Consider the following 7,170-nt stretch of genomic DNA (forward strand, 5'->3'; position numbering starts at 1 on the left):
GGCCGATTCGGCTTCGCGGGCGGCGGCTTCGATGGCCTCGCGCAGTTGCGAACGCTCGGCGACCCGGCGCATACCGCGCCCGCCACCACCCGCGACCGCTTTGACGAACACGGGGAAGTCCATCGACTCCGAGGCCGCCATCAGCGCGTCCACATCCGCGGACGGCTCGCTGGACTTCAACACCGGCAGGCCCGCCGCCTTGGCCGCGGCGATGGCGCTGGCCTTGTTGCCGGTCAGCTCGAGGACCTGCGCCGACGGTCCGATGAAGGTGATGCCCGCCGCCGCGCAGGCCGCCGCGAGATCCGGGTTCTCCGAAAGGAATCCGTAGCCCGGGTACACCGCGTCCGCACCGGATCTGCGGGCGGCGGCGATGATCTCCCCCACCGACAGATAGGCGCGGACCGGGTGTCCGACCTCGCCGATCTCGTAGGATTCGTCGGCCTTGAGCCGATGCGGTGAATTGCGATCCTCGAAGGGAAATACCGCGACGGTGTTCGCGCCGAGTTCGTAGGCGGCGCGGAAGGCACGAATGGCGATCTCGCCGCGATTGGCCACCAGGACTTTCGAGAACATAGAGCGGGCTACCTCATGGTTTCGGGACACCAGCGACGGGGATACCGCACCGGGAATGGGAGACGGCCCGCACCAGGTGAAGTGCGGGCCGTCCGGTGAACGTCGTGGCTGGGGCTGTCAGGCCACGACGGAACGCTGTGGCACGCCGACGTATTCGCTCAGCGGCCGGATCAGGGCATTGGATTCGCCCTGTTCGATGATGTGCGCGGTCCAGCCGGTGATGCGGCTCATCACGAAGATCGGGGTGAACACCTCGATATCGAAGCCGAGCAGGTAGTACGCCGGACCGGTCGGGAAGTCGAGGTTGGGCTTGATGCCGGTGGCCTCGGTCATGGTCTGCTCGAGGATCTCGTACATCTGGACCCACTTCGCGCCGTCGGTGACGGCCGCGACATCCAGGAAGGCCTTCTTCATGGTGGGCACCCGCGAGTCACCGTTCTTGTAGACCCGGTGGCCGAAGCCCATCACCTTTTCCTTCTTGGCCAGCTTGTTGCGCATCCACTCCTCGGCCAGCGCCGGATCGCCGATCTCGATCATGTCGTGCATGACCGCCTCGTTCGCGCCGCCGTGCAGCGGGCCCTTGAGCGCGCCGATGGCGGCGGTGACCGCGCTGTAGATGTCCGACAGCGTGGAGGTGACCACGCGGGCGGCGAAGGTGGAGGCGTTGAAACTGTGCTCTGCGTAGAGGATCAGCGAGACCTCGAACGCCTTCACCAGTTCCGGAGCCGGGACCTTCCCGAAGCACATGTGCAGGAAGTTCTCCGCGAAGCCCATGTGCGAGTGCGGGGCGATGGGCTCGAGGCCGTGCCGCTTGCGGTGGTCGGCGGCCACGATGGTGGGCAGGACCGCCATCATGCGAAGGGCCTTGGCGCGGTTGGCCTTCGGCGAGTTGTCCCACTCGTCGGGGTCTTCGGCGCCGAGCCAGCTGATGGCGGTGCGGACCACGTCCATCGGGTGGCAGTTATCGGGCATCTTGGCGATGAGCGACAGCAGCGAGCGGTCGACGCGGCGCGACGCGCGTTCGGACTGCATGAACTGCGCCAGCTGGGCGTCATTGGGGAGTTCGCCGTACCACAGCAGGTAGGCGACCTGTTCGAAACTGCAGTTGGCCGCCAGATCCTGGACCGCGTAGCCGCGGTAGGTCAGCGAGTTGGTTTCCGGCACCACCTTGGAGATCGAGGTGGTGTCGACGACGACGCCGGCGAGACCCTTGTAAATAGTCTGGATCGCGGTCTCCGGCCCACCCGTCGCCCGACCACCACCCCCCACGGAATCGCTACGCGATGCGGTGTTCATTGATTCCTTCCCAGAGTGAAATTGAAGATGTCGGAATCGAATTCGTTGTAACGCTCGTACTGGAGAAGCTCGTAGAGACGGCTCCGGTGCTGCATCCGATCGAGCAGCCCGGACTGGGTTCCGGTCTCGGCGATTTCGCGCAGTCCGGTCTCGGCGGCGTACATGGCCAGGCGCAGCGTGGTCACCGGGTAGATGACCGCGTTGAAGCCGATGGACTCGAGCACCTTGGCCGACAGCAGTTCGGACTTGCCGAACTCGGTCATATTGGCCAGCAGGGGAATCGAGACGGCGGCCCGGAACTTCTCGAAGTCCGCGGGGGTGTGCAGGGCCTCGGTGAAGATGAGGTCGGCCCCGGCGTCGGCGTACGCCTTCGCGCGTTCGATGGCCGCGTCGATGCCCTCGATCCCGGCGGCGTCGGTGCGGGCGCAGATCACGAAATTCGGGTCGCGCCTGGCGGATACGGCCGCGCGCAGGCGGCGCACCATATCGGCGGTGGGCACCACGGCCTTGCCGTCGAGGTGGCCGCAGCGCTTGGGGTTGACCTGATCCTCGAGGTGCAGGCCCGCGATTCCGGCGTCCTCCATGAGCGTCACCGTGCGGGCGGCGCTCATGGGTTCACCGAAACCGGTGTCGGCGTCGATGAGCACCGGCAGGTCGGTGACGCGGGCGATCTGCTGTCCGCGCCCGGTGACCTCGGTCAGCGTGGTCAAGCCGATATCGGGCAGACCGAGATCCGCCGAGAGCACCGCGCCGGAGACGTAGACGCCTTCGAAGCCGATCTCCTGAATCAGCTTGGCCACCAACGGATTGAACGCACCCGGGAACCGCTGAATCGTGCCGGAGGTCAGGCCCGCCTTGAAGGCGGCCCGCTTGTCGCCGGCGGAGGTGGTGGCAGCCAGAAGTCCGGTCATCAGAACAGACCCTTCGGGGACTGGGGCGCGCGGGCGAGCACATCCGCCGAGACGGTGAAATTGAGCCCCGACAGCTCGGCGGCGGACAGCTCGCCCGCGCGCTGGACCACCTCGAGGAAGCGGTCCTGCTCGGCGGGTTCCACAACGCCCTCGGCGAGGGTGCGGAACTTCGCGATGTACTGGTCACGGGCGAACGGCCGCGCGCCCAGCGGGTGAGCGTCGGCGACGGCCAGCTCGTCCACGATGACCTCGCCGCTCTCGAGGGTGACCTCGGCGCGCGCGCCGAACGCCTTCTCGTTCGGGTCGGTCGAGTGGTAGCGGCGGGTCCACTCCGGATCCTCGGCGGTGGAGATCTTGTTCCACAGCTCGATCGTGCCGGGACGCTGCGCACGCTCGGGAGCGTAGGAACGCTCGTGGTGCCAGGTGCCGTCCTCGAGGGCGACAGCGAAGATGTACATGATCGAGTGGTCCAGGGTCTCGCGCGACGCCTTGGGATCGAACTTCTGCGGATCGCCCGAGCCGGTGCCGATCACGTAGTGCGTGTGATGGCTGGTGTGCAGCACGATCGACGCGATCTGGCTCAGGTCGCCGACCCGCTCGCGCAGCCGGAACGCCAGGTCGATCGGAGCCTGGCTCTGGTACTCGGCCGAGTGTTCCTTGGTGTAGGTGTCGAGGATGCCGCGCTTGGCCTCACCCGGGCCGGGCAGCGGCACGGTGTACTCGGCCTTCGGGCCGCCGAGCAGCCAGGCGATGACGCCGTCCTCACCCTCCCAGATCGGGGACGGCGCGCCCTCGCCGCGCATGGCGCGGTCCACGGCCTCGACGGCCATCTTGCCCGCGAACGCCGGGGCGTACGCCTTCCAGCTGGAGATCTCGCCCTTGCGGGACTGGCGGGTGGCGGTGGTGGTGTGCAGGGCCTGGCCGATGGCCTGGTAGATGGTCTCGGTGTCGAGGCCCAGCAGGGTGCCGATGCCGGCGGCGGCCGACGGGCCGAGGTGGGCGACGTGGTCGATCTTGTGCTCGTGCAGGCAGATCGCGCGCACCAGGTCGACCTGGATCTCGTAACCCGTTGCCAGACCACGGATCAGGTCGCGGCCGGAACGTCCGGTGTGCTGGGCGACGGCCAGGATGGACGGGATGTTGTCGCCCGGGTGCGAGTACTCGGCGGCCAGGAAGGTGTCGTGGAAGTCGAGCTCGCGCACCGCGACTCCGTTGGCCAGCGCGGCCCATTCCGGCGAGACCCGGGCGTCGACGCCGAACACGGTCGCGCCGGGCGAGTACGGGTGGGTCAGGGCCTGGGCACGCGCATTGGCGACCGGGCGGCGGGTGACCGACGCGGCGGCGACGGCGGCGTTGTCGATGATCCGGTTGACGATCATCTCTTCCGTCTCCGGAGCAACCTCCACGGCATCCGCCGCGACCTCGGCGATCTTCCACGCGAGGTGCTCCTCGCGGGGGAAGTCTTCCGCGGAGCGGTGGGTGCGGACGAGATGATTCTTCACGGTCGAAGCCTCCAGGGAGTCGATGTTCACCGGTACATTTCGCACGCTACACAGCGCCGTCACTAGCGGAAATACCCCGCAATTGCCTAATTTTGTGGAAGCGAATCTGTAAAAGTGTGAAAGTTGTGTAAATCGATCTTGCTAGATTGTGGATATGCAGAAGATGTACGCGGGCGCTCGGTTGCGCACGCTCCGTGAGCAACGCGGGCTCTCCCAGTCGGGCCTGGCCAAGGCTCTGGAGCTATCCGTGAGCTACATCAACCAGCTCGAACACGACCAGCGCCCGCTGACCGTGCCGGTGCTGCTGCGGCTGAATTCCCGCTTCGATCTGGACATGGGGTTCTTCGCCGCCGACAGCGACGCCCGGCTCATCGCGGACCTGCAGGACGTGTTCGCCGAGGATCCCGAAGGCGCGGGCATCACCACCGCGGAGATGGACGATCTCGTCGCACGTGTCCCGGCGGCCGCGCGCATGCTGGTCGGCCTGCACCGGCGGCTGCGCGGCGCGACCGAGCAGATGGAGCGGGTCTCGGCTGGAATCGACAGCGGCACAACGGATTCCACTGCCGCCATGCCGTACGAGGATGTGCGCGACTACTTCTACGATCGCCGCAACCACATCCCGGAGCTCGATACGGCGGCCGAGGAACTGTTCCGCCACAACGGATTCAGCATCGGCGGACTCGACCTGCAACTGACGACGCTGCTGCGCGACAAGTACGGCATCGTGGTCGTGATTCGCACCGACGATCCGAATTCACCCGGCCCGAAACGGGTGTTCGATCCCAAAGCCGGTGTGCTGACCCTGGCGCGTCGGCTCAGCACCGGGCAACGGGCCTTCCAATTGGCCACGCAGCTGGCCTTTCTCACCCAGGCCGCGGTGATCGACGATCTGATCGACCAGGCCGAGACCATGCCCGAGCATTCGCGCGGACTGCTGCGCATCGGGCTGGCCAACTACTTCGCCGGGGCGCTGATCCTGCCGTACACCCCGTTCTGGGACGCCGCCGAATCCCTGCGCTACGACATCGAGATGCTGGCGGCGAAGTTCGAGGTGGGCTTCGAGACCGTCTGCCACCGGCTGTCGACGTTGCAGCGGCCGGGCAAGCGGGGCGTCCCGTTCTTCTTCGTGCGCACCGACCGTGCCGGGAACATCTCGAAACGCCAGTCCGCCACCGCATTCCATTTCTCCCGGGTCGGCGGCAGCTGCCCGCTGTGGGTGGTACACGAGGCGTTCTCCACGCCGGGCAGCATCCGCACCCAGATCGCGCAGATGCCCGACGGCCGCAACTACCTGTGGCTGGCGCGCACCACCGACGAGAAAGCGCCCGGATTCCTCTCCCCCAAACGCGATTTCGCCATCGGGCTGGGCTGCGATCTGGCCTACTCCGAGAAACTCGTGTACTCGCACGGCCTGCCGATCGACGATCCGCGCACGGCGGTGCCGATCGGGGCCGGATGCAAGGTGTGTGAGCGCACCGACTGCGCGCAGCGCGCGTTTCCGCAACTGGGTCGTCCGATCCGGGTGGACGACAACAGCTCGCAGAACATCCCCTACGTACCGACGACGACCGTCTGACCCGATTCGAGCGGCCCGCTATGCGCTCAGGGGTGCGGCGGTGACCTCGTAGCCGAGGTTGGTCAGCACCTCGGAGGTCGCCTTGGCGAAATTGAGGGTGATGAAGTGCAGACACGGCGCACCCTCGGCGATGAGCCGCTGCGCCATCTCGGTCGCGATCTCGATACCGGCCGCGCGCACCGCCTCGCGGTTCTCCTCCGGGCCGTCACCGGCCGCCTTGCGCAACCGGTCGAGCACCGGCGCGGGCACCGCGCGCCCGGACAGTTCCACCGCTCGCTGCACCGTGCGCAGTGAGGTGATCGGCATGAGTTCCGGGATGATCGGTTTCGCGCCCTCGATCGGATCGTGCGCGGCGACGCGATCCCGCAATCGCAGGTAGTGCTCGATGTCGAAGAACATCTGCGTGATCGAATAGTCCGCTCCCGCACGCAGTTTCGCGGCCAGGAAGGCGGTGTCGGTCGCCAGGTCCGGAGACCGGTGATGACCTTCCGGGAACGAGGCCACGCCGACATTGAAGTCACCGAGATCGCGCACGATCCGGACCAGCTCCTCGGCGTAGGTGACACCGTCGGGGTGTTTGCGCCACTCCCCCAGCGGATCTCCGGGCGGATCACCGCGCAGCACCAGGATATTGCGAATGCCGCAGTCGGCGTAGGAGCCGACCAGGGCCCGCAGTTCGGCGAGACCGTGCCCGACCGCGGTCAGATGCGCGACCGGCAGCAGGGTGGTCTGCTGGGCCAGCTGTCTGGTGATGCGGGCGGTGCGGTCCTTGGTGGAGCCGCCCGCGCCGTAGGTCATCGACACGAACGCCGGATGCATGCGTTCGAATTGCCGTACAGCACGCCACAATCGGGCTTCGCCCGCGGCATCGCGGGGCGGGTTGAACTCCACCGAGAACGGCACCCGCGTCCCGGCGTGGGCGCGCAGGCTCTCGACCACCGATCGGGAACAGGGCGCCGGGCGAATACTTCGTACGGCAGCGCCGGTCGCCGTGCGGTCCGCGGAAAAGAAATGCATGGTGGCCTCGAGACTGAGAGGGAGAACGACGCGAGCCGGGGCGCCCGCCGCGCGGGCGCCCCGGCTGATTCTACGTCAGCGCAGCGCCTTGGCCGCGTGGACCAGGTTGCGCAGCGAGGCGATGACCTCGTCGTTGCCGCGGGTCTTCAGGCCGCAGTCCGGGTTGACCCAGAGCCGTTCGGCCGGAACGGCTTTCAGTGCCGCTGCGAGGGAGGTCTCGATCTCCTCGGTGCCGGGCACGCGCGGCGAGTGGATGTCGTAGACGCCGGGTCCGACGCCGAGGTGGAAGCCT

7 protein-coding genes are annotated in these 7,170 nt (G+C 67.4%); 1 reads left to right on the forward strand and 6 read right to left on the reverse strand.

The window, feature by feature from the left end:
* The 4 genes from JK358_RS38550 to prpD all read right to left on the reverse strand — a co-directional run.
* A partial coding sequence (locus tag JK358_RS38550; protein ID WP_307817930.1) for a biotin carboxylase N-terminal domain-containing protein occupies nucleotides 1–573 on the reverse strand: 573 nt, incomplete at its 3' end.
* A 117-nt stretch (nucleotides 574–690) separates the two neighbouring features.
* The gene (locus JK358_RS38555) at nucleotides 691–1,869 is read right to left on the reverse strand and encodes a bifunctional 2-methylcitrate synthase/citrate synthase (RefSeq protein WP_201958799.1); all 1,179 of its coding nucleotides are present in this window, start codon (nucleotides 1,867–1,869) and stop codon (nucleotides 691–693) included.
* Nucleotides 1,866–2,780 (reverse strand): methylisocitrate lyase, encoded by a 915-nt coding sequence (gene prpB / locus JK358_RS38560; RefSeq protein ID WP_201958801.1) that lies wholly within the window; start codon nucleotides 2,778–2,780, stop codon nucleotides 1,866–1,868. Before prpB ends, JK358_RS38555 begins: the two co-directional genes overlap by 4 nt.
* Nucleotides 2,780–4,282 (reverse strand): 2-methylcitrate dehydratase PrpD, encoded by a 1,503-nt coding sequence (gene prpD / locus JK358_RS38565; RefSeq protein WP_201958808.1) that lies wholly within the window; start codon nucleotides 4,280–4,282, stop codon nucleotides 2,780–2,782. The genes prpB and prpD overlap by 1 nt, the downstream gene beginning before the upstream one ends.
* A 154-nt stretch (nucleotides 4,283–4,436) precedes the next feature.
* Between prpD and JK358_RS38570 the strand changes: the two genes are divergently transcribed.
* On the forward strand, nucleotides 4,437–5,861 hold the full coding sequence (locus tag JK358_RS38570) for a short-chain fatty acyl-CoA regulator family protein (RefSeq protein WP_201958803.1): 1,425 nt from the start codon (nucleotides 4,437–4,439) through the stop codon (nucleotides 5,859–5,861).
* Nucleotides 5,862–5,879: 18 nt separating this feature from the next.
* On the opposite strand, the gene JK358_RS38575 is transcribed toward JK358_RS38570, so the two are convergent.
* Both JK358_RS38575 and JK358_RS38580 read right to left on the reverse strand, forming a co-directional pair.
* Nucleotides 5,880–6,800 carry a methylenetetrahydrofolate reductase gene (locus tag JK358_RS38575; protein WP_307817931.1) on the reverse strand — a complete coding sequence of 307 codons (921 nt, stop codon included), beginning with the start codon at nucleotides 6,798–6,800 and terminating at the stop codon, nucleotides 5,880–5,882.
* A 153-nt stretch (nucleotides 6,801–6,953) separates the two neighbouring features.
* The coding region (locus JK358_RS38580) for a hypothetical protein (RefSeq protein WP_201958806.1) at nucleotides 6,954–7,170 on the reverse strand (217 nt) is incomplete at its 5' end.

This window comes from Nocardia acididurans (assembly GCF_016741815.1).
Lineage (GTDB): Bacteria > Actinomycetota > Actinomycetes > Mycobacteriales > Mycobacteriaceae > Nocardia > Nocardia acididurans.

Excerpts from the sequence above, each read along its gene's own strand:
- JK358_RS38570 (WP_201958803.1), top strand. The coding sequence starts at position 4,437 with ATGCAGAAGATGTACGCGGGCGCTCGGTTGCGCACGCTCCGTGAGCAA.
- prpB (WP_201958801.1), bottom strand. The coding sequence starts at position 2,780 with ATGACCGGACTTCTGGCTGCCACCACCTCCGCCGGCGACAAGCGGGCC.
- JK358_RS38555 (WP_201958799.1), bottom strand. The coding sequence starts at position 1,869 with ATGAACACCGCATCGCGTAGCGATTCCGTGGGGGGTGGTGGTCGGGCG.